Origin of the sequence: uncultured Pseudacidovorax sp. (assembly GCF_913773995.1) — a bacterium.
GTDB lineage: Bacteria > Pseudomonadota > Gammaproteobacteria > Burkholderiales > Burkholderiaceae_C > Xenophilus.
Map to the genome: position 1 here is coordinate 1 of NZ_CAJYES010000129.1, position 20,162 is coordinate 20,162.

Consider the following 20,162-nt stretch of genomic DNA (forward strand, 5'->3'; position numbering starts at 1 on the left):
GTATGGCACAGGTCGCGCTTAGCAAACTCGAAGAAGGCTCAAGCGATGTAGATTTTTACAACGCAAAAGTGACCACCACGCAATCCCAGACCATGTACGCCATCAAGGACCCGCTGACCACCAACGCCAGCGGCGCCCTGTTCAACGCGCCGCGCACCAATGCCTGTTCCACCGGCACCCTGAGCAACTGCTTCATGCGCATCACGCTGACCGACAACGCCGGCACGCGAACGGCCACCGGCCTGTCCAGCACGACGACGGACTTCAGGACCATGAACGGCTGGTTCGCCGACCTGCCGAACGCCAGCGAGCGGGTGGATGTGGACCCGGTCCTGTACGCAGGCACGCTGGTCTATGTGTCGAACACGCCCAGCAACGGCGGGGCCTGCACGACGGGCGGATCGAGCTACATCAACTACGTGAACTTCGCCACCGGCCTCGCGGTGAACGGTGCGACCAACGTCGGGGGCTTGCTGTCGAGCGCGGGGGTGTCGAGCTCGGCCGCGCTGGCCGTCACCTCGTCCGGCCGCATCGTCGCGACGACGAAGGATTCGACGGGCAAGCCGATCACAACGCAGTTGGGCAATCTGAGCAGTCCGTCGGGCACACGCCGGATTTCCTGGCGCCGGCTGACGGACGGCTCCTGAACGTGCCTCCGGCGTCGCGCAGGGCCTGAGCGATGCCCGCGCGACGGACGACCGGCGCGCGATTCACGCGTTGGGCAGATCCAGCCCCCAACGCGCCAGGGCGCGATCGTCGCTGACCCGCGCATCCACCCAGCGGGCGCCGTCGGGCGTCGACTCCTTCTTCCAGAACGGCGCCTGCGTCTTGAGATAGTCCATCAGGAACTCGCAGGCCTCGAAGCTCTGGCCGCGGTGGGCCGAGACGACGGCCACCATCATGATCTGATCCGCCGGCTGCAACGGGCCGACCCGATGCACCACCCGTGCGCCCAGGATGTCGAAGCGGCGGTGCGCCTCGTCGATCATGGCCTCGATGGAGGACTCGGTCATGCCCGGGTAGTGCTCCAGCTCCATGGCCGCCACGGCAGCGCCCTCGCTGTGGTCGCGCACCGTGCCGACGAAGGCGCAGACAGCGCCGACGCCCGCATTGCCGGCCCGCAGCAGGGCCACCTCGGTGGACAGGTCGAAGTCCTCGGTCTGGATGCGAACGCGCGATGGGGCAGTCATCCGCCCATTCTGCCGCGCCCGATGGCGCGGGCTGGCGTGTGAGCAGCCCGCGGGCGCCCAGACCGGACCGGTCTCGCTACACTCGCGCCCCATGGCCTTCCCCGATCTGCCTACCGCGTCCGCCTGGCATTGCGTCCAGTCGGCGGGCATGCAGCCTCGGGTCGCGGCCAAATCCAAAAAAGTCCAGCTCATCTGACCGGAGCTGCGGCTGCCGTCGTCGGATGAGCGACACGGCAGCCTCCGGGCGGCAGCAGCCGTCCTTCCGTTTCCCTGTTGCATGCATCCGCCGACGGTTTCATCGTCGGTCGAACCCTGTCGTTCAAGGAAAACGCGTGCCCTCTTCTGCCTCCCTCCTCTCCAACGACCCGGCGTCGGCGGCCCTCGCCGCATCGCCGGATGTCGCGCCGAGCCGCGACTTCTCGGGCCTCTGGGTGCCGCTGGTCACGCCCTTGCGCGATGGGTCCGTGGACCATGCGGCCCTCGCGGCGCTGGCCCTTCGCCTGGCCGCGGAGCCGATCGCCGGCTTCGTGGTCTGCGGCTCCACGGGCGAGGCCGCGTCCCTGAGCGACGCCGAGCAGCAGGCCGTGCTGGCCACCGTTGCCGACGTCGCGCCGGGTGTGCGCCGGGTGCTCGGCATCTCCGGCTACCACCTGGCCGACACCGGGCGGCGCCTGCGCGCCCTGGGCAGCGCAGACCTGGCGGGCGTGCTGTTGCCCGCACCGCTGTACATCCGGCCTTCGCAGGCGGGCCTGCTCGACTGGTTCCAGCAGCTGGCCGATGCCAGCCCGGTGCCGGTGCTCGTCTACGACATCCCGTATCGCACGGGCAGCACGCTGGCCCGCGACACGCTGCTGGCCCTGGCCGCGCACCCGCGCATCGTCGGCGTCAAGGACTGCGGTGGCGACTTCGCCAAGACCCGCGCCCTGATCGCCGATGGCCGGCTACAGGTGCTGGCGGGCGAGGACGCCCAGATCTTTCCCACGGTTGCCGAAGGCGGCTGCGGCGCCATCGCAGCCTGCGCCCATGTGCAGACGGCACGGCTGGCCCGCGTCATCACGCTGCTGCGCCAGGGCAGGCTGCTGGAGGCGCGGGCGCTGTGGCAGCCGCTGCTGCCGCTGATCGAGGGCTTGTTCGAAGAGCCCAATCCGGCGCCGCTCAAGGCCCTGCTGAGCGGCCGGGGAGAGATGACCGGGGACTTGCGCGCACCGATGACCAGTACGGGTGCGGCATTGAAGGCACGCCTGCTGGCGTTGGATGCGACGCTGTCCGGCGGCGAATGAGGCCGAGCAGCGTCGACTGGAAAGCGCCGAGGCAGGGCCGCAGAGGATGAACGGGCGCCTAGCCGCCTGTGACGGGCGGAAAGAAGGCGACCTCGGCCCCGTCGCGCAGCGCGGCGTCCTCCTTCGCCATGACCTGGTCCACGGCCAGCCGCACAGCGCGGCCGCGTGCCAGCACCGCAGCATGAGGCTCGCCGCGCGCGATCAGTTCGTCGCGCAGGGCGCCGAGCGTCGTGGCCTGGGTCTCGACGGTTTCTTCGCCGTGGCCCAGGGCCTCGCGGATCGAAGCGAAGTAGCGAACCTGGACTTTCCTCGTCATGCCAACCACGCATTGAAAGGAATGAACCGCACGGCATCGCCCACGGCGATCGCCTGGCCGCCCGGGTTGTCGATCACGCCGTCGCCCCAGACGGTGGAGGTCAGCACGCCCGAGCTCTGGTTGGCGAAGAGCTCGAGCCGGCCGTCTGCACCGATGCGCGCGCGCAGAAACTCGCGCCGTCGGTCGGGCCGCGGCCAGTCGAAGCCGGCCGTCATCTGAACCGCGGCCGGCACGGCCTGGTTGGCGCCCAGCAGCGCCATCAGGAAGGGCCGCACCAGCAGCAGGAAGGTCATGAAGCTGGAGACCGGGTTGCCCGGCAGCCCGCAGACATGGCACCGGTCGATCCCGCCCTCTTCGAGCACCGGCCGGGCGATGGTGCCGTAGGCGAAGGGCTTGCCCGGCTTGATGGCCAGCGCCCAGTGCTCCAGCGTGCCCAGCGACTGCACGGCGGCCTTCACATGGTCCTCTTCACCCACCGACACGCCGCCGGTGGTGATGATCAGGTCGTTGCGGGCCGCGGCGGCGCGCAGGCCTTCGATGGTGGCCTCCAGCCGGTCGGGCACCAGGCCCAGGTCCTGCACGTCGCAACCCATGCGCAGCAGCAGCGCCCGCAGGAAGAAGCGATTGGAGTTGTAGATGGCGCCGGGCGGCATGGCGTCGGGCGCGATGGTGCCGGGCATGACCAGTTCGTCGCCGGTGGAAAGCATGGCCACGCGCGGCCGGCGGCGCACCGGCAGGGTGGCGAAGCCAATGCTGGCGGCCAGGCCCAGGGCCTGCGGCGTGAGGCGCTGTCCGGCAGCGAGCACCACGCTGCCGCGCTCGACGTCTTCGCCGGCACGACGGATCCACTGCCCGACCCGCGGCATTGCCGTGACCCGTACCTGACCCAGGCCGCCCTCTTCGGGCAGCGCCTCGGTGTCCTCCTGCATGACCACGGCATCGGCACCGGGCGGGACAGGCGCGCCGGTGAAGATGCGCGCCGCGGTGCCAGCCGCCAGTGGCCCGCCGGTGCTGCCGGCCGGGATGCGCTGCGCCACGCGCAGCACCGTGCCCGGCGCGGTGCAGTCGGCCACGCGCACAACATAGCCGTCCATGGCGCTGTTGTCCGTCGGCGGCACGGTCAGCGCAGCGACCAAGTCGCACGCCAGCACGCGGCCGTCGGCGTCGAAGGTGTTGCAGTCCTCGATGCCCGCCAGCGGCTGCGCCTGGGCCAGCAGTCGGGCCAGGGCGTCGTCCAGGGGCATCAGCGGGCGGCGCGCAGCGGGCGCCGGGGCAGCGGTGGCGTCAGACATCGTGCTCGGGGTGGTAGACGAAGCGTTCACCGCTCTGCAGCAGCCATTGCGCCACGCCCGCGGCATCGTCCAGGTCGAAGACTGGCAGGCCGGTGGGCTGGGGCAGGTTCTCGGTCGTGTCGGTGGCGATGGCGCAGACGAGTTCGTCAAGGGGGTAAAGCGCCGGGCGCGGCGCCTGGCCCGGCTCGATGCGGCGCATGACTTCGACCTTGTGCAGGTCGCAGTGCTTGAAGCCTTCGACCAGCACCCAGTCCACGCCATCCCACAGTTGGGCCAGCAGGTGGTGCACATGGGGCTCGGTCGGCTGCTCGAATTCGCGCATCAGCGCCATGCGCCGGTCTGAGGCGACGACCACCTCGAAGGCGCCGGCCTGGCGGTGGCGCCAGCTGTCCTTGCCCGGGTGGTCGATGTCGAACTTGTGGTGGGCATGCTTGATGACCGACACCCGCTGGCCCTGCTGGCGCAGCTCGGCAATCACCTGCTCGACCAGGGTGGTCTTGCCCGCCCCGGAGTAGCCGGCAAAGACCACGACCTTCATGCGGCGCAGTGCTCCGCGATGTAGCGCTTCACCTGCTCGGCATCGGCCGGCAGGCGCGCCACGCGCTTGGGCAGCGACTCGATGCCCTCGAACCTGGCCGGCCGGTCGGGCTCGCGGCCCAGGGCCTCGACGATGGTGGCGGCGAACTTGATGGGCAGTGCCGTCTCGAGCACGACCATCGGTACGCCGGGCTCGATGTGCTCGCGCGCCACCTTCAGGCCGTCGGCCGTGTGGGTGTCGATGAGCACGGCGAAGCGCTCATCGGTGTCGCGGATGGTGACCAGTCGGTCGGCATGCGTGCTGCGGCCAGAGCGGAAGCCGAAGCGTCCCGCCGCATCGGCGAAGACCGGATCGGCGCTCAGGTCGAATTTGCCTTCGCGGGCCAATGCGTCCTGGAACAGCGACTTGGTGCGCGCACCGTCGCGGCCCAGCAGGTCGAACACGAAACGCTCGAAGTTGCTGGCCTTGCTGATGTCCATGGACGGGCTGGAGGTTTCATGCGTGTCGGCCGCGCCCCGCACGCGGTAGACGCCGGTGCGGAAGAACTCGTCGAGCACGTCGTTCTCGTTGGTGGCCACCACCAGCTTGCGGATCGGCAGCCCCATCATGCGCGCCACATGGCCGGCGCAGACGTTGCCGAAGTTGCCGGAGGGCACGGTGAAGCTCACTTCGCCGCCCTGCGGACCGGTGGCTTCGATCCACCCCTTGAAGTAGTAGACGACCTGGGCAAGAAGGCGCGCCCAGTTGATCGAATTGACAGTGCCGATGCGGTACTGGCGCTTGAAGGCCAGGTCGTTGCTCACCGCCTTGACGATGTCCTGGCAGTCGTCGAACACGCCGGTGATGGCGATGTTGTGGATATTGGCGTCCTGCAGACTGAACATCTGCGCCTGCTGGAAGGGGCTCATCCGGCCGTCGGGCGAGGTCATGAAGACGCGCACGCCCTTCTTGCCCTTCATGGCGTACTCGGCCGCACTGCCGGTGTCGCCGCTGGTGGCGCCCAGGATGTTCAGCTGCTCGCCGCGGCGACCCAGTTCGTACTCGAACAGGTTGCCGAGCAGCTGCATCGCCATGTCCTTGAAGGCGAGCGTGGGGCCATTGGACAGGCCTTCAAGGTAGACGCCGTCTTCCAGTTCGCGCAGCGGCGTGATGTCGGCCGTGCCGAAGACCTCTTCGGTATACGTCTTCGCGCACAGGGTGCGCAGGTCGTCGGCCGGGATGTCGTCGATGTAGAGCGACAGGATCTCGAAGGCCAGCTCGTGGTAGGCCAGCGTGCGCCAGCGCGCGAGCATGGTGGCGTCGACCTGCGGATAACGCTCCGGCAGGTACAGGCCGCCATCGGGCGCCAGGCCTTCGAGCAGGATTTCGCAGAACTTGCGGGGCGTCGGGTCGCCTCGGGTGGAGAGGTAGTTCATCGCGTCGTGGTCAGCGCAGCTCTTCCTTGCGCAGGCGCACCACCGGCGCGAGCACCGTGGGCAGGGCCTGCAGCTCGGCGATCACGCTGTCGACGGCGCCTTCACGCGCGTCGTGGGTCAGGATGATCAGGTCGGTGTCGGTGGAGCCTTCGCCGCCCACATCTTCAGCCTCGCGCTGCAGCACGGCGTCGATGCTGATGCCGGCCGTGGCCAGCAGGCCGGTCACCTTGGCCAGCACGCCGGCCTGGTCGGCGACGCGCAGCCGCAGGTAGTAGCTGCTGGTGACCTCGCTCATCGGCAGCACTGGCAGGTCGCTCATCGACTGCGGATGGAAGGCCAGGTAGGGCACGCGGTGCTGCACGTCGGCCGAATGCAGGCGGGTGATGTCCACCAGGTCGGCGATCACGGCGCTGGCCGTGGGCTCACTGCCCGCGCCCTTGCCGTAGTACAGCGTGGTGCCGACGGCGTCGCCGTGCACCACCACGGCGTTCATCGCGCCTTCCACATTGGCCAGCAGGCGCTTGGCCGGCACCAGCGTGGGGTGCACGCGCAGCTCGATGCCCTTGGCCGTGCGGCGCGTCACGCCCAGCAGCTTGATGCGGTAGCCCAGTTGCTCGGCGTACTTGATGTCCTGCGCGGCCAGTTGCGTGATGCCTTCGACGTAGGCCTTGTCGAACTGCACAGGCACGCCGAAGGCGATGGCACTCATCAGCGTGAGCTTGTGGGCGGCGTCCACGCCTTCGATGTCGAAGGTGGGGTCGGCCTCGGCATAGCCCAGGCGCTGCGCTTCTTTGAGGACGGTGGCGAAGTCCAGGCCCTTGTCCCGCATCTCCGACAGGATGAAGTTGGTGGTGCCGTTGATGATGCCGGCGATCCACTCGATGCGGTTGGCCGTCAGGCCTTCGCGCAGGGCCTTGATGATCGGGATGCCGCCAGCCACCGCGGCCTCGAAGGCCACCATCACGCCGCGCTGGTGGGCGGCCGCGAAGATCTCGGTGCCATGTACGGCCAGCAGCGCCTTGTTGGCCGTGACCACATGCTTGCCGGCCGCGATGGCTTCGAGCACCAGCGCCTTGGCGATGCCGTAGCCGCCGATCAGCTCGATCACGATGTCGATCTCGGGATTGGCGATCACCTCGCGGGCGTCGCCCACCACCTTCACGCCCTCGCCCACCACGCGACGGGCGCGCTCGGTGTCGAGATCGGCCACCATGGTGATCTCGATGCCGCGGCCGGCGCGGCGGCGGATCTCTTCCTGGTTGCGGCGCAGCACCTCGAAGGTGCCGCTGCCCACGGTGCCGATGCCGAGCAGGCCGACCTGGATGGGTTTCAGGGATTCAGTCGTCATAGCGGATCACTCGTCAATCTATCGGAAGGCTCGGGAAATTCAGGCGTGGCGCTGGCGGTAGCGCGCCAGGAAGCGTTCGATGCGGGCGATGGCCTCTCGCAGGTCGTCCTCGTGGGGCAGGAAGACGATGCGGAAGTGCTGCTGGTCGGGATAGTTGAAGCCGGTGCCCTGCACCAGCATGACGCGGGTTTCCTTCAGCAGCTCCAGGAAGAACTGCCGGTCGTCCGCAATGGGATAGACCTTGGGATCGAGGCGCGGGAACATGTACAGGGCCGCCTGCGGCTTGACACAGCTCACGCCGGGAATGGACGTGATCAGGTCATAGGCCAGATCACGCTGGCGGCGCAGCCGGCCGCCGGGGCCGACGAGCTCGTTGATGCTCTGGTAGCCGCCCAGCGCCGTCTGGATGGCCCATTGGCCCGGCACGTTGGAGCACAGCTTCATGTTGGCCAGCATGTTCAGGCCTTCGATGTAGTCGCTGGCGGCTCGCTTGTCGCCCGACACCACCATCCAGCCCGCGCGGTAGCCGCAGGAGCGGTAGCTCTTGGACAGCGAGTTGAAGGTCAGCGTCAGCACGTCGGTCGACAGGCTGGCCAGGGCCGTGTGCCTTGTGCCGTCATACAGCACCTTGTCGTAGACCTCGTCGGCCAGCAGCACCAGCTCGTGTTCGCGGGCGATCTCGACCAGGCCCTTGAGCAGCGCGTCGCTGTAGACGACACCCGTCGGGTTGTTGGGGTTGATGACCACGATGCCCTTGGTGCGCGGCGTGATCTTGGCGCGGATGTCGTCCAGGTCGGGCATCCACTGGTTGGCCTCGTCGCACAGGTAGTGGACCGGCTTGCCCCCGGACAGGCTGGTGACCGCCGTCCACAGCGGATAGTCGGGCGCGGGCAGCAGCAGTTCGTCGCCGTCGTCCAGCAGCGCATTGGTGGCCATCGCGATCAGCTCGCTGGCGCCATTGCCCAGGTAGATGTCCTCGAGCGTGACGCCGGCGATGCCCTGCTGCTGGGTGTAGTGCATCACCGCCTTGCGCGCGGCGAAGATGCCCTTGCTGTCGGAGTAACCCGCCGACGCCGGCAGGTGGCGGATCATGTCCTGCTGCACCTCTTCGGGTGCGTCGAAGCCGAAGGGCGCGAGGTTGCCGATATTTAGCTTGATGATCTTCTGGCCCTCTTCCTCCATCTGCTTGGCCGCGTCCATGATGGGTCCGCGGATGTCGTACAGCACATGGGCCAGCTTGGCCGATTTCTTGATCGCTTTCAAAGTCCCTCCGAGGGGCGCCGCTAAAGGGGAAACCTACAATTGGAACACAGATGAAAGCCCCGGCCCGATGAAGCTCCAGCCCGACAAACACGACGTCCAGACCGTCACCGCGACCGGGCCCGGATGGGTGGCCATCAAGGGTCAGCGGGTGGATGCGAGCGTGGTCGTGGGTTCGCGCGACGAGCGCTTCGACTGGCCCTGCGAACGGTTCGAGGCGCTCACGCCAGAGCATTTCGCGCAGCTCGCGGCGTTGAAGGCCGAGGTGGTGATCTTCGGCAGCGGCGACCGCATCCGCTTTCCGAAGCCGGCTTGGATTGCCCCGCTCATCGCGGCCGGCACTGGCGTGGAGACCATGGACACCGCAGCGGCATGCCGGACCTACAACATCCTGGCCGGCGAAGGGCGTCACGTCGTGGCCGCCCTCCTTTTGGAAGCACGGACAGCTATCGGCTGATTTGCAATCGGGATAAAATCGGCGGTTGCAGACCGGACCGCGTTCCCTCGGAAAACTTGCACCTGATTGCGTCGTGTAACGCAATCTCGTTGCAGCAAGGGGCCCCGGTTTCGCGTCATTTCTCGGGAACCCAGAGCGGAGATTACAAGTTTCATGGCGATCGTTGTCAACAAACCCATTCCCGAATTCGATGCCAGCGCCACCGGCGGAATCAAGGTCTCGAACACGTCCCACCTCGGCCAGACCGTCGTGCTGTACTTCTATCCCAAGGACAACACGCCCGGCTGCACCACCGAGGCCATGCAGTTCCGCGACCACTACAAGGACTTCGTGAAGGCCGGCGCCGTGGTGTTCGGCGTGTCGCGCGACAACATGAAGTCACACGACGAGTTCAAGGCCAAGCTCGAGCTGCCCTTCGAACTGATCGCCGACACCGAAGAAAAGATGTGCCACATGTTCGGCGTGGTGAAGAACAAGATCATGTACGGCAAGAAGGTCAAGGGCATCGAGCGCAGCACTTTCCTCATCGGCCCCGACGGCGTGCTCAAGGCCGAATGGCGCGGGCTCAAGGTGCCCGGCCACGTGGACGAAGTCCTCAAGGAAGTCAAGGCGCTGAAAAAGGCCGCCTGATTGCGTCTGCGCCGGGCTTGCCGGTCGGCCCGATCCGTCACGAGGAAGGCCTCCGCCGGTGTGCATAATGGCCTCATGCCGTTGAGCCCGACGACTGCATCCCCCGAAAAAAGCCGCCCTGGTCTCCAGGCGGCTTTTTCGTTTTTCGGCCCTTGCGCCTTCGTGCGCGATTTTTCAGCGAGCCTGTTCCTCCATGCCCCTGCCCCCCGCCCCGACCAAGCGTGCAGCCCTGCTTTCGCCGGAAGCGCTCGACGCGCCGGCGCGCGCCGCCCCCAAGGCGCGCCGTACTTCGGCTGAACGGCAGACGGACGCGCGGAAAGAATCCCCCACGCTGTTCGACGACCGCCAGTTGCCCGATGCGGGCGGCGCCTCGCCTGCCGTGGCGCCGGCGCCCATCGCCGCGCCGGCCATCGCGCGCCAGGCCGAGCCGGTCGTCGCCCCGCTGCCGCCGGCCCCCCTGGCCAGCCGCGTGGCCGACGAACCGGCGCGGGAGCGCCGCAAGCGCAGCGTGAAGAAGAGCGGCCCCAAGCGCCTGTTCGTGCTCGACACCAACGTGCTGCTGCACGACCCGACCTGCCTGTTCCGCTTCGAGGAGCACGACATCTACCTGCCGATGATCGTGCTGGAGGAACTGGACGGCCACAAGAAGGGCACCACGGAAGTCGCGCGCAATGGCCGCCAGGCCAGCCGCACCCTGGACGCCCTGGCCGCGGCGCAGGGTGCCGACATGAGCGCAGGGCTCAAGCTCGACACGACCGGCCACAAGGAGGCCGGTGGCCGCCTGTTCTTCCAGACCCAGCCGCTGGACTATCAGCTGCCGACCAGCCTGCCCCAGGGCAAGGCAGACAACCAGATCCTCGGCGTGGTGCAGGCGCTGCGCGTGCTGCATGAAAAGGACAAGGGTGGCGACAAGCGCGAGGTCGTGCTGGTGTCCAAGGACATCAACATGCGCGTCAAGGCACGCGCCCTGGGCCTCGACGCCGACGACTACCAGAACGACAAGGCACTGGAAGACGGCGACCTGCTGTATTCCGGCTCGCTCGCGCTGCCGGCCGACTTCTGGACGCGCCAGAGCAAGGCCGTGGAAAGCTGGCAGTCGGGCAGCAGCACCTTCTACCGCATCACCGGGCCGCTGGTGCCCAGCCTCTACATCAACCAGTTCGTCTATTTCGAGGCGCCCGGCGAGCCGAGCATGTACGCGCGCGTGACGGAAGTGCGCGACAAGACGGCAGTGCTCAAGACGCTGAAGGACTACAGCTCGGGCAAGAACGCCGTCTGGGGCGTGACCACGCGCAACCGCGAGCAGAACTTCGCCATGAATCTGCTCATGGACCCGGACATCGACTTCGTCACCCTGACCGGCACCGCTGGCACCGGCAAGACGCTGATGGCCCTGGCCTCGGGCCTGACGCAGGTGCTCGACGACCGCCGCTACACCGAGATCATCATGACCCGCGCCACCGTGAGCGTGGGCGAGGACATTGGCTTCCTGCCCGGCACCGAGGAAGAGAAGATGGGCCCCTGGATGGGCGCCCTGGACGACAACCTGGAGTTCCTGGCCAAGGGCGACGGCGGTGGCGCCGGTGAGTGGGGCCGCGCCGCCACCAATGAGCTGATCCGCTCCAAGATCAAGATCAAGAGCATGAACTTCATGCGCGGCCGCACCTTCCTCAACAAGTACGTGATCATCGACGAAGCGCAGAACCTGACGCCCAAGCAGATGAAGACGCTGATCACCCGCGCCGGCCCGGGTACCAAGATCATCTGCATGGGCAACCTGGCGCAGATCGACACGCCCTACCTGACCGAAGGTTCCTCCGGCCTGACCTTTGCGGTCGACCGCTTCAAGGGCTGGCCGCACAGCGGGCACATCACGCTGGCGCGCGGCGAGCGCTCGCGCCTGGCCGACTTCGCGAGCGACGTGCTCTGAGGCCGGCCGGTCGCCGTCGCATCCTCGTCAAAGCCCGCGCCGCCGCGAGGCCGCGCGGGCTTTTTCCTGGGCAGTTGTCGAGCAGCAGCGGACCCCGGCAGCCTACTGACAACACGCTGTCAGGAGACCCGGCGCAGCATCACGCTCCTGTTCAACACCATCGAGGAGCCATTCCATGCGCAACGCCAACACCTGGTTCGACATTCCCGTCGCCGATCTCGCCGCCGCCCAACGCTTCTACGAGCGCCTGCTAGACCGCCCCATGCGCGGCACCGAAGACCTGGGCGGCGACACCATGATCGTGTTCGCCCACGACAAGCCGGGCGCCGGCGGTTGCCTGGCACACCGGCCCGGCCACAAGGCCAGCGAAGGCGGCACCGTCGTCTACCTCGACTGTGCGCCGAGCGTCCAGGCAGCGCTCGACCGCGCCGTGGCCGCAGGCGGCCAGGTCGTCACGCCACGCACGCTGATCGCGCCGGAGGTCGGCTACTTCGCACTGCTGCGCGATCCGGAAGGCAATCTGGTCGGCCTGCATGCCAAGGACTGAGCCCATGCCGACCGCACCGCTCGGGCTGCTGATGTCCACCCCGCGCCAGTCCCGACGGGCGGCTCGCCACTGGATCGCCGTGGCCAGCGCGGAACACGCCCGCCTGGGCCGGGACCACCGCCCGGCCGGCTTCATGCAGGTCTGCCATGGCCGCGGCTCGCCGCTGAAGCGCGTGTCGCCGGGCGACTACGTGGCGTACTACGCGCCCTCGGAGCGATTCGGTGGCCGCGACCGGCTGCAGGCCTTCGTCTCCGTCGGCACCGTGGCGCCCGGCTCGCCCTACCAGGCGAACATGGGCAACGGCTTCATGCCCTGGCGGCGCGATGTGCACTATGCCGAGGCCCGCGAGGTGGCCATCGCCGGTCTGCTCGACCAGTTGGCCTTCACGCGAGATTCGCGTCATTGGGGCTATAAGCTGCGCTTTGGCCTTTTTGAGGTCGCCGCGGAAGACATGCACCTGATCGCGGGCGCGATGCAGGCCCCACTCGATTTTTCGTCGCCCCACTGAACAGCACTTGCGACCCATGCGCCGTGCCGACCGCCTCTTTCAGATCGTCCAGCTGATCCGCGGTCGGCGGCTGACCACCGCGGCCTTTCTGGCCCAGCGGTTGGAGGTGTCGGAGCGCACCGTCTACCGCGACATCGCCGACCTGCAGCGCCAGGGCGTGCCACTGGAAGGCGAGGCCGGCATCGGTTACCGGCTGGGCCAGGGTTTCGACCTGCCGCCACTCATGTTCACGCAGGACGAAGCCCGCGCGCTGGTGGCAGCGGCGCGGCTGGCGCAAAGCTGGGTCGATCCCGCGATGGGGACCAACATCGAGGGCGCACTGGGCAAGATCCTCTCGGTGCTGCCGGCGACGGCACGCGCGGCGGCCGAATCCCTGGCGCTGTATGCACCCGTCATGGCCCTGGACGACGTGACCCGCATGCACCTGGGCACGCTGCGCGAGGCCGCGCAAGCCCGCCGCAAGCTCTGGCTTGACTACCGCGACGAGGGCGGCAAGCCCAGCGAGCGCCAAGTGCGCCCGCTGGGCTGCTTCTATTGGGGCAAGGTATGGACGTTGGCCGCCTGGTGCGAGCTGCGGCAGGACTTCCGCGCCTTCCGCATGGACCGGATCCGCGACGCGCGGATGCTGGAGGAAGTCTTCAGGGACGAGCCCGGCCGCACGCTGGCCGACCTGCGCCGCCGCATCGAAGCCAATTGCGCGGAAGGTCGGGCTTTCTGAATGGCAGCCCGCCACGCCGGCGGACGGTGCGGATCAGCGGTTCGCAGCCAAGGAACAACCTCAGGCGGGCCTGCCGGCCAGAGCCGGCCACAGAGCGCACTCAGAAATCGTCGCCGCCGAAGCCGGTCGCGAGGTTCTCGAACTTGGTCAGCGGCTTCAGGAAGGCCAGCTTCACCGTCCCCGTCGGGCCGTTACGCTGCTTGGCGATGATCACCTCGGCCACGCCCGGCTCCTTGGAGTCCTTGTTGTAGTAGTCGTCGCGGTAGATGAACATGATCACGTCGGCGTCCTGCTCGATGGCGCCCGATTCGCGCAGGTCGCTCATCATGGGGCGCTTGTCGGTGCGGCTTTCCACGCCACGCGACAGCTGCGAGAGCGCGATCACCGGGCACTTGAGCTCCTTGGCCAGCATCTTGAGGCCCCGGGAGATCTCGCCCACCGCCGTCGCACGGTTCTCGTCGGCCATGCCGCCCGAGACGCTCATCAGCTGCAGGTAGTCGACCACGATCAGGCCCAACTGGCCGCACTGGCGCGCGAGGCGTCGCGCATTGGCACGCAACTCGCTCGTGGACAGACCCGGCGTCTCATCGATGTGCAGCGAGATGTTGCGCAGCTTCTCGATCGCCTCGGTCAGGCGGGGCCACTCCTCGTCGGTCAGCTTGCCGGTGCGCAGGTGACCCTGATCGATACGACCGATGGAGCCCACGATACGGATGGCCAACTGCGCGGCCCCCATTTCCATCGAGAACACTGCCACCGGCAGCCCCTCATTGAGCGCCACGTGCTCGGCGATGTTGATGGCCAGCGAGGTCTTACCCATGGACGGACGCGCCGCCAGGACGATCATGTCGCCGGCCTGCATGCCTGAGGTCATGCGGTCGAAGTCGTAGAAGCCGGTCGGCACCCCTGTGATGTCGTTGGGGTTGTCGGCCATCTCGGTCACGCGGTCCAGCAGTTCGACCACCAGCGAGTCCATGCTGTGGAAGCCCTGCTTGTTGCGCGAGCCTTCTTCGCCGATGTTGAAGATCTTCTGCTCGGCCTCGTCCAGGATCTTGTCGACCGCCTTGCCCTGCGGATTGAAGGCAGCGGTCGAAATCTCGTCGGCGGCAGAGATGAGCTTTCGCAGCACCGCCCGCTCGCGGACGATCTCGGCGTAGCGGCGGATGTTGCTCGCGCTGGGCACGAACTGCGCCAGCGAGTTGAGGTAGGCCAGACCGCCCGTCTCCTCGGACTGACCGAGGTTCTGCAGGTGCTCGTGCACCGTGATCACGTCCGCCGGCTTGTTGCCGTTGATCAGTTGGCCGACGGCCGAGAAGATCAGCTTGTGCTCATGACGGTAGAAGTCGCCGTCGGTGAGCAGATCGCCCACGCGGTCCCAGGCGCTGTTGTCCAGCAGCAGACCACCCAGCACGCTGGACTCGGCTTCCACCGAGTTCGGCGGCACCCTCAGTTGGGCCACCTGCCGGTCACCGGAAGGGTCGTTGGGAGCGAAGGGGGAAAAGACAGCGGACATGGCGTGCAGTGCAGACGGGCGATGCTAGGCCGCCATCGCAGCCGAGTCACGGGATAAGTCTGGGGACAACCCGTGGGATTGCGGTGCGCAGACGGGGACAACTGGCCGGTGTGCCAATGACAAGGCCGCCCGGAGGCGGCCTTGGGTCAAGGGTTGGCGGACGTCCGCCGTGGCGAACGCCCGTTCAACGAAGCGGGATCAGGCGGTTTCGCCGTACACCGTGACGGTGATCTCGACGACCACGTCGGTGTGCAGCGCCACGCTCACCGTGGTGTCGCCCACGGTCTTGATCGGGCCGTTGGGCAGGCGCACTTGCGACTTGGCCACGTCGTAGCCGGACTTCTTCAGTTCGTCGGCGATGTCGTGGTTGGTCACCGAGCCGAACAGGCGGCCATCGACGCCGGCCTTCTGGGTCAGCTTGACGGTGGAGCCGGACAGCTTCTCGCCCTGCGACTGGGCTTCGGCCAGCTTGGCGGCGGCCGCCTTTTCCAGCTCGGCACGCTTGGCTTCGAACTCGGCCTTGGCCGATTCGGTGGCGCGGCGCGCACGGCCGGTCGGGATCAGGAAGTTGCGGGCGTAGCCGTCCTTGACCTTGACGATGTCGCCGAGCGCACCGAGGTTGACGATCTTGTCCAGAAGAATGACTTGCATGGGATGGACTCCTTCCGGCTCAGACGCGGTGCTGGTCGCTGTACGGCAGCATCGCGAGGAAGCGGGCACGCTTGATCGCGGTGTTCAGCTGACGCTGGTAGATGGCACGGGTGCCAGTCAGGCGGGCGGGGACGATCTTGCCGTTCTCGCCGACGAAGTCGCGCAGGGTGTCGATGTCCTTGTAGTCGATCTCTTCCACACCGGCGACGGTGAAGCGGCAGAAACGCTTGCGCTTGAACAGCAGCGACTGGGTGTTGCGCTTCGGACGCTTGTCCTTGTTGAATTTCTTGAACGTGGCCATTTGAGGGACCTCTGTCGAAAATTAATCTTGCTGAAAATCCGTGATGTGCAGCACGGGGTGCTTGCCATTGCGGGGGTTGGCCAGGAAACCCTGGAACCGCCACTGGCTGCCCAGCGACTGCCGCGAGAGCCGCTCGGCCATTGCGCCAAAGGCCACTGCCTTGAGTGCCGCCTTCACCTGCCGGGTCTGTCCGGCTTCGTCCTGGGTCGATTCATGATCGAGCCGCAGATCGATGGCCGGGAGCCCGGCTGGGGTGAAACGCAAGGCGGCAAGCTCTTCGATGCAGGCCGTCAGGAGCAGGTGGTTGGCCGCAGCGGGCGCAGCCACATCAGTTGCTGCTGTTGTTGGCGGCGTACTCGGCCTGCTGGGCCTTGCGGGCTTCCTCGCGCTCGACGGTCTTCATCATCGAGGAGGGGCCGGTGTCGGCCTTCTTCTTCAGCACGGTCAGGTGGCGCAGCACGGCGTCGTTGAACTTGAAGGCATGCTCCAGTTCGGACATCACGGCCTGGTCGGCCTCGATGTTGACGCACAGGTAGTGGGCCTTGTTCAGCTTGTTGATCTGGTAGGCCAGCTGGCGGCGGCCCCAGTCTTCGACACGATGCACCTTGCCGTTGCCGGCGGCGATCATGCCCTTGTAACGCTCCAGCATGGCCGGAACCTGCTCGCTTTGATCCGGGTGGATCAGCAGAATGATTTCGTAGTGACGCATGACACTCCTTGGGGGTTTGCGGACGTTGCGCGCATGCGCGCCCGTCCAGGAAAGCCACCCGCCGCGTCCAGGCGGTGTGGCAAGGGAAAGCCCACGAGTATATGCCGAAACTGGTGGCGCGTCGCCACAACGCAACACCCCCAAAAAGCAAAAGGGCGACCCGCCAAAGCAGGCCGCCCCTTGCGCCACGCGTCCCGAGGGACGGCGCTTCAGACCGCGATCAACGCTGGGCCAGACGCTGCCAGGTGTCGATCACGCTGTCGGGGTTGAGCGAGATCGAAGCGATCCCCTGGTCGGCCAGCCACTGGGCGAAGTCGGGATGGTCGCTGGGGCCCTGGCCGCAGATGCCGACGTACTTGCCTTGCTTCTTGCAGGCCTCGATCGCCCGCGACAGCATGGCCTGGACGGCCGGGTCGCGCTCGTCGAAGTCGGCCGCAAGCAGTTCGAGGCCCGAATCGCGGTCCAGACCCAGCGTGAGCTGCGTAAGGTCGTTCGAACCGATAGAGAAGCCGTCGAAGAACTCCAGGAACTCGTCGGCCAGGATGGCGTTGCTGGGCACCTCGCACATCATGATGATCTTGAGCTCGTTCTCGCCGCGCTTGAGGCCGTGCTCGCCCAGCAGCGTGGTCACGCGCTCGGCCTGCTTCAGCGTGCGCACGAAGGGCACCATGATCTGCACGTTGGTCAGGCCCATCTCGTTGCGCACGCGCTTGAGCGCCTCGCACTCCATGGCGAAGGCCTCGCCGAACTCGGCGCTGATGTAGCGCGCCGCGCCGCGGAAGCCCAGCATCGGGTTCTCTTCCTCCGGCTCGTAGCGGCTGCCGCCAATCAGCTTGCGGTACTCGTTGGACTTGAAGTCCGACAGGCGCACGATCACCGGCTTCGGCCAGAAGGCCGCCGCGATGGTGGCGACACCCTCGGCCACCTTGTCGACATAGAAGGCCTTGGGCGAGGCATGACCGCGCGCCACGGATTCCACCGCCTTCTTCAGGTCGGGATCGACCTGCGGATAGTCCAGGATGGCCTTCGGATGCACGCCGATGTTGTTGTTGATGATGAATTCCAGCCGCGCGAGACCCACGCCTTCGTTGGGCAGTTGGGCGAAGTCGAAGGCGAGCTGCGGGTTGCCCACGTTCATCATGATCTTGGTCGGAATCTTGGGCATCTCGCCGCGCTGGACCTCGGTGACTTCGGTCTCCAGCAGCCCGTCGTAGATGCGGCCGGTGTCGCCCTCGGCGCAGCTGACGGTGACCAGCGTGCCGTCCTTGAGCAGGCTGGTGGCGTCGCCGCAGCCGACCACGGCCGGGATGCCCAGTTCGCGCGCGATGATGGCCGCGTGGCAGGTGCGCCCGCCCCGGTTGGTGACGATGGCGCTGGCGCGCTTCATCACGGGCTCCCAGTTGGGGTCGGTCATGTCGGTGACCAGCACGTCGCCGGCCTGCACCTTGTCCATCTCGCTGATGCTGTGCACCAGGCGCACGGGGCCGGTGCCGATCTTCTGCCCGATGGCGCGACCTTCGGCCAGCACGGTGCTCTTGCCCTTGAGCTTGAAGCGCTGCTCGACCTTGCCCTGCTGCTGGCTCTTCACCGTCTCGGGACGGGCCTGCAGGATGTAGAGCTGGCCGTCCTTGCCGTCCTTGCCCCATTCGATGTCCATCGGGCGCCCGTAGTGCTTCTCGATGACCATGGCGTACTTGGCCAGCTGCTCGACCTCGGCATCGGTCAGCGAATAGCGGTTGCGCAGTTCGGTCTTGACGTCGGTGGTCTTGACCAGCTTGCCCGACGCCTTCTTTTCCTCGGGCGTCGCGAACTCCATCTGAATCAGCTTGGAGCCCAGGTTGCGGCGGATCACCGCGCGCTTGCCGGCTTCGAGCATCGGCTTGTGGACGTAGAACTCGTCGGGGTTGACGGCGCCCTGCACCACCGTCTCGCCCAGCCCGTAGCTGGAGGTGATGAAGACGACCTGGTCGAAGCCCGATTCGGTGTCGATGGTGAACATCACGCCTGCGGCACCCAGGTCGGAGCGCACCATGCGCTGCACGCCGGCCGACAGGGCCACCACATCGTGGGCGAAGCCCTTGTGGACGCGGTAACTGATGGCACGGTCGTTGTAGAGAGAGGCGAACACCTCCTTCATCTTGTGCAGCACGTCCTCGATGCCGACGACGTTCAGGAAAGTCTCCTGCTGACCGGCGAAGGAAGCGTCGGGCAGATCCTCGGCAGTGGCCGAAGAACGCACCGCGAAGCTGGCCTGGTCATTGCCTGCGCTCAACTTGGCGAAGTGCTCGCGCACGGCCTTCTCCAGGTCGGCAGGGAAGGGCTGGGCCTCGATCCAGCCGCGGATCTCGGCACCGGCGGCGGCCAGGGCGCGCACGTCTTCGATGTCCAAGGTGGCCAGGCGCTGGCTGATGCGCTGCGTCAAGCCTTCGTGCGCGAGGAACTCGCGGAAGGCATGGGCGGTGGTGGCGAAGCCGGTGGGCACGCGCACGCCCTCGGGCAGTTGGGAAATCATCTCGCCGAGGCTGGCGTTCTTGCCGCCAACGGCCTCGACGTCGCTCATCCTCAGGTTTTCGAAGGGCACGACCAGGGCGGTCGCTTCGAACAGGGCAGACATGGGAAGACTCCGGAGTTTAAAAAGCGGTGTGTTCCATGCAGCGGACGGCCGGGCGCGATCGTTCTTCTTGCTCTGGGTGCGCGGGGCGACTGCATGGGAAGGGATGCGGGTGAGGCACACGGAGGGCGCGCGCCGATAATCTGCGGGATTGTAGGGGCCGGCCCGAGCCGGCGCCGCAGGACAGAAACTACAGGCCGCCCCATGCACAAGCGCACCGTTTTCTTCGTTTCGGACGGCACCGGCATCACCGCCGAGACCTTCGGCAACGCCGTGCTCAACCAGTTCGAACTCAAGGCGCGTCATGTGCGCATGCCCTTCACCGACACGGTGGACAAGGCGCACCAGGCCGTGCGGCAGATCAACCACACGGCCGAACTCGAAGGCTACCGCCCCATCGTCTTCACCACCCTGGCCAACATGGAAGTGCTGGAGGTGATCGAGACCGGCTGCAAGGGCATGCTGCTCGACCTCTTCGGCACCTTCGTGCGGCCGCTGGAGATCGAGCTGGCGATGAAGTCCAACCACCGCATCGGCCGCTTCTCGGACATCAGCAAGAGCAAGGAATACCACGACCGCATCGCCGCCATCGACTTCAGCCTGCAGCACGACGATGGCCAGAGCCATGCGGACTTGGAGGCGGCGGACGTGATCCTGGTGGGCGTGAGCCGCAGCGGCAAGACGCCGACCTCGCTCTACCTGGCCATGCAGCACGGGCTGAAGGCGGCCAACTATCCGCTGATCCCCGAAGACTTCGACCGGCGGCAACTGCCGCCCGCACTCATGACCTTCCGCAAGAAGATCTTCGGCCTCACTATCCAGCCCGAGCGGCTATCGGAAATTCGCAACGAGCGGCGGCCCAACTCTCGCTATGCCAGCATCGAGAACTGCCGCTACGAAGTCAGCGAGGCCGAGGCCATGATGCGCCGGGCCGGCATCCGCTGGCTT

The 20,162-nt window shown here is 67.1% G+C and carries 22 protein-coding genes; 9 read left to right on the forward strand and 13 right to left on the reverse strand.

Translation table 11 applies throughout. The annotated features are described in order from the left end of the window. Positions 1-647: hypothetical protein (locus tag QZ772_RS11755; protein WP_295526279.1), on the forward strand; the 647-nt coding region annotated here is incomplete at its 5' end. Positions 648-710: 63 nt separating this feature from the next. Here QZ772_RS11755 and QZ772_RS11760 read toward each other — a convergent pair. Beyond that, a complete protein-coding gene (locus QZ772_RS11760) occupies positions 711-1,190 on the reverse strand; it encodes a molybdenum cofactor biosynthesis protein MoaE (protein ID WP_295526282.1) in 480 nt (159 codons plus the stop codon). A 332-nt stretch (positions 1,191-1,522) separates the two neighbouring features. Between QZ772_RS11760 and QZ772_RS11765 the strand changes: the two genes are divergently transcribed. Continuing rightward, positions 1,523-2,470 carry a 4-hydroxy-tetrahydrodipicolinate synthase gene (locus QZ772_RS11765; protein WP_295526285.1) on the forward strand — a complete coding sequence of 316 codons (948 nt, stop codon included), beginning with the start codon at positions 1,523-1,525 and terminating at the stop codon, positions 2,468-2,470. Between the two features lie 58 nt (positions 2,471-2,528). Here QZ772_RS11765 and moaD read toward each other — a convergent pair whose 3' ends face one another. Genes moaD through QZ772_RS11795 form a run of 6 tightly spaced genes read right to left on the reverse strand, consistent with a single transcriptional unit; the run spans position 2,529 to position 8,642 of the window. Next, positions 2,529-2,786, reverse strand: a complete 258-nt coding sequence (gene moaD / locus QZ772_RS11770; RefSeq protein ID WP_295526287.1) for a molybdopterin converting factor subunit 1 — start codon at positions 2,784-2,786, stop codon at positions 2,529-2,531. Continuing rightward, positions 2,783-4,078, reverse strand: coding sequence for a gephyrin-like molybdotransferase Glp (gene glp, locus QZ772_RS11775; RefSeq protein ID WP_295526290.1), 1,296 nt, complete (start codon positions 4,076-4,078; stop codon positions 2,783-2,785). The genes moaD and glp overlap by 4 nt, the downstream gene beginning before the upstream one ends. Beyond that, the gene (mobB, locus tag QZ772_RS11780) at positions 4,071-4,616 is read right to left on the reverse strand and encodes a molybdopterin-guanine dinucleotide biosynthesis protein B (protein WP_295526292.1); all 546 of its coding nucleotides are present in this window, start codon (positions 4,614-4,616) and stop codon (positions 4,071-4,073) included. Before mobB ends, glp begins: the two co-directional genes overlap by 8 nt. Then, on the reverse strand, positions 4,613-6,031 hold the full coding sequence (gene thrC, locus QZ772_RS11785; RefSeq protein ID WP_295526296.1) for a threonine synthase: 1,419 nt from the start codon (positions 6,029-6,031) through the stop codon (positions 4,613-4,615). The genes mobB and thrC overlap by 4 nt, the downstream gene beginning before the upstream one ends. A 10-nt stretch (positions 6,032-6,041) precedes the next feature. After that, positions 6,042-7,364 carry a homoserine dehydrogenase gene (locus QZ772_RS11790; protein ID WP_295526330.1) on the reverse strand — a complete coding sequence of 441 codons (1,323 nt, stop codon included), beginning with the start codon at positions 7,362-7,364 and terminating at the stop codon, positions 6,042-6,044. Positions 7,365-7,418: 54 nt separating this feature from the next. Beyond that, positions 7,419-8,642 carry a pyridoxal phosphate-dependent aminotransferase gene (locus tag QZ772_RS11795; RefSeq protein WP_295526301.1) on the reverse strand — a complete coding sequence of 408 codons (1,224 nt, stop codon included), beginning with the start codon at positions 8,640-8,642 and terminating at the stop codon, positions 7,419-7,421. A 67-nt stretch (positions 8,643-8,709) separates the two neighbouring features. Here QZ772_RS11795 and QZ772_RS11800 point away from each other — a divergent pair, with 67 nt between their 5' ends. From QZ772_RS11800 to QZ772_RS11825, 6 genes are all read left to right on the forward strand, one after another. Beyond that, positions 8,710-9,096, forward strand: a complete 387-nt coding sequence (locus tag QZ772_RS11800; RefSeq protein WP_295526304.1) for an Mth938-like domain-containing protein — start codon at positions 8,710-8,712, stop codon at positions 9,094-9,096. Positions 9,097-9,249: 153 nt separating this feature from the next. Then, positions 9,250-9,726, forward strand: coding sequence for a peroxiredoxin (locus QZ772_RS11805; RefSeq protein ID WP_017759323.1), 477 nt, complete (start codon positions 9,250-9,252; stop codon positions 9,724-9,726). A 193-nt stretch (positions 9,727-9,919) separates the two neighbouring features. Continuing rightward, entirely contained in the window at positions 9,920-11,656 is a 1,737-nt protein-coding gene (locus QZ772_RS11810; RefSeq protein WP_295526307.1) for a PhoH family protein, read from the forward strand. Positions 11,657-11,831: 175 nt separating this feature from the next. Next, a complete protein-coding gene (locus tag QZ772_RS11815) occupies positions 11,832-12,203 on the forward strand; it encodes a VOC family protein (protein ID WP_295526309.1) in 372 nt (123 codons plus the stop codon). A gap of 4 nt (positions 12,204-12,207) precedes the next feature. After that, positions 12,208-12,711, forward strand: coding sequence for an EVE domain-containing protein (locus tag QZ772_RS11820; protein ID WP_295526312.1), 504 nt, complete (start codon positions 12,208-12,210; stop codon positions 12,709-12,711). Between the two features lie 16 nt (positions 12,712-12,727). Continuing rightward, on the forward strand, positions 12,728-13,429 hold the full coding sequence (locus tag QZ772_RS11825; RefSeq protein WP_295526315.1) for a YafY family protein: 702 nt from the start codon (positions 12,728-12,730) through the stop codon (positions 13,427-13,429). A 100-nt stretch (positions 13,430-13,529) separates the two neighbouring features. Here the strand turns inward: QZ772_RS11825 and dnaB are convergent, their stop codons facing one another. The 6 genes from dnaB to ppsA form a co-directional block, all read right to left on the reverse strand. Continuing rightward, entirely contained in the window at positions 13,530-14,942 is a 1,413-nt protein-coding gene (gene dnaB / locus QZ772_RS11830; RefSeq protein WP_295526318.1) for a replicative DNA helicase, read from the reverse strand. A gap of 198 nt (positions 14,943-15,140) precedes the next feature. Further along, a complete protein-coding gene (rplI, locus tag QZ772_RS11835; RefSeq protein WP_058640602.1) occupies positions 15,141-15,593 on the reverse strand; it encodes a 50S ribosomal protein L9 in 453 nt (150 codons plus the stop codon). A 19-nt stretch (positions 15,594-15,612) separates the two neighbouring features. Continuing rightward, positions 15,613-15,894: a 30S ribosomal protein S18 gene (rpsR, locus tag QZ772_RS11840; RefSeq protein WP_017757858.1), complete on the reverse strand. Its 282-nt coding sequence runs from the start codon at positions 15,892-15,894 to the stop codon at positions 15,613-15,615. Positions 15,895-15,915: 21 nt separating this feature from the next. Then, positions 15,916-16,221, reverse strand: a complete 306-nt coding sequence (priB, locus tag QZ772_RS11845; RefSeq protein ID WP_295526322.1) for a primosomal replication protein N — start codon at positions 16,219-16,221, stop codon at positions 15,916-15,918. A 1-nt stretch (position 16,222) separates the two neighbouring features. Then, entirely contained in the window at positions 16,223-16,603 is a 381-nt protein-coding gene (gene rpsF, locus QZ772_RS11850; RefSeq protein ID WP_017757860.1) for a 30S ribosomal protein S6, read from the reverse strand. A gap of 220 nt (positions 16,604-16,823) precedes the next feature. Continuing rightward, positions 16,824-19,217 carry a phosphoenolpyruvate synthase gene (gene ppsA / locus QZ772_RS11855; protein WP_295526325.1) on the reverse strand — a complete coding sequence of 798 codons (2,394 nt, stop codon included), beginning with the start codon at positions 19,215-19,217 and terminating at the stop codon, positions 16,824-16,826. 201 nt (positions 19,218-19,418) lie between these two features. On the opposite strand from ppsA, the gene QZ772_RS11860 reads away from it, so the two are divergent. After that, the coding region (locus QZ772_RS11860; protein ID WP_295526327.1) for a pyruvate, water dikinase regulatory protein at positions 19,419-20,162 on the forward strand (744 nt) is incomplete at its 3' end.